A 1518-nucleotide genomic window follows, 5' to 3' on the forward strand; every position below is an offset into this window, starting at 1 on the left:
CAGCCCGCCGACGTCGTCGCCCGACTGCGGGCCACCTTCCGCAGCGGCCGCACCAAGCCCGTCGAGTGGCGTACGACCCAGCTGCGCCGGCTGCGCGACCTGCTCACGGAGAACGGCGCCGACCTGGCCGCCGCCCTCCACGCCGACCTGGGCAAGAGTTCCACCGAGGCCTTCCGCACCGAGATCGACTTCACGATCCGGGAGATCGACCACACCCTGGACCACCTCACCGACTGGCTGCGCCCCGAGTCCGCCCCGGTCCCGGCCCACCTCGGCGCCGACGCGAGCGCCTGGACGCAGTACGACCCGCTCGGCGTCGTCCTCGTCATCGCCCCCTGGAACTACCCTGCCCAGCTGCTGCTCGCCCCCGTGGTCGGCGCCCTCGCCGCCGGCAACGCGGTGGTGGCCAAGCCCAGCGAGCTGGCCCCGGCCACCTCCGCCGCCGTCGCCCGGCTGCTCCCTGCCTACCTGGACACGGACGCCGTCGCCGTCGTCGAGGGCGGCATCCCCGAGACCACCGCCCTGCTGGCCGAGCGCTTCGACCACATCTTCTACACCGGCAACGGCACGGTCGGCCGGGTCGTCCTGCGCGCCGCCGCCGAACACCTCACCCCGGTCACCCTCGAACTGGGCGGCAAGTCCCCGGCGTTCGTCGACCGCGACGCCGATCTCACCGTCGTCGCCGACCGCCTGGCCCGCGGCAAGTTCCTCAACGCCGGACAGACCTGCGTCGCCCCCGACTACGTCCTGACCGACCCGGAGACGGCGGCCGCCCTGGAGCCGCTGCTGAAGAACGCCGTCGACACGCTGTACGGCAGCGACCCCGCCGACTCCGGCGAGTACGGCCGCATCATCAACGAACGGCACTTCGACCGGCTCACCGCGCTGCTCGACTCGGGCCGCACCGTCGTGGGCGGCACGAGCGACCGTCCGAGCAAGTACATGGCGCCCACCGTCCTCGCCGACGTGGACCCCAAGGCCCCCGTGATGCAGGAGGAGATCTTCGGCCCGATCCTGCCGATCGTCACCGTGCCCGGCCTGGACGCCGCCATCGACTTCATCAACGACCGCGACAAGCCGCTCGCCCTGTACGTCTTCACCGACTCCGACACGACCCGGCGCCGCATCGCCGACGAGACCTCCTCCGGCGGCCTCGGCTACGGCCTGCCCCTCGCCCATCTCACCGTCTCCGACCTGCCGTTCGGCGGCGTCGGGGAGAGCGGCATGGGCAACTACCACGGCCGCTACTCCATGGAGACCTTCAGCCACCGCAAGGCGATCCTGGAAAAGCCGCTCGGCTAGGCGGCCGGACGCGGTGCGTGTTCCTGCCGGGGCGGAGAACGGGGGAGTTCCGATGCATGCACGAACGGGCGATGCCGACGGCCGGGGCACGGGGCTGGGTCCTGGTCCGGCCATCGGCCCGTCTCCGAGGAACGGCCTCGGCAACGGACCTTCTGCGAGGACCGGCCCCGGCACCGGCCCGTCTCCGAGGACCGGCCCCGGCACGGCCCTTCCCGG

Annotated in this window: 1 protein-coding gene; it reads left to right on the plus strand. The window is 72.8% G+C overall.

Features of this window, described 5'->3' with window-relative positions:
• Positions 1 to 1302 (plus strand): aldehyde dehydrogenase family protein (locus EHS43_RS44360; RefSeq protein ID WP_148104335.1); only part of this gene is annotated, 1302 nt, incomplete at its 5' end.
• Positions 1303 to 1518: the final 216 nt, after the last annotated feature.

It is taken from the genome of Streptomyces sp. RP5T, assembly GCF_003933965.1.
Lineage (GTDB): Bacteria > Actinomycetota > Actinomycetes > Streptomycetales > Streptomycetaceae > Streptomyces.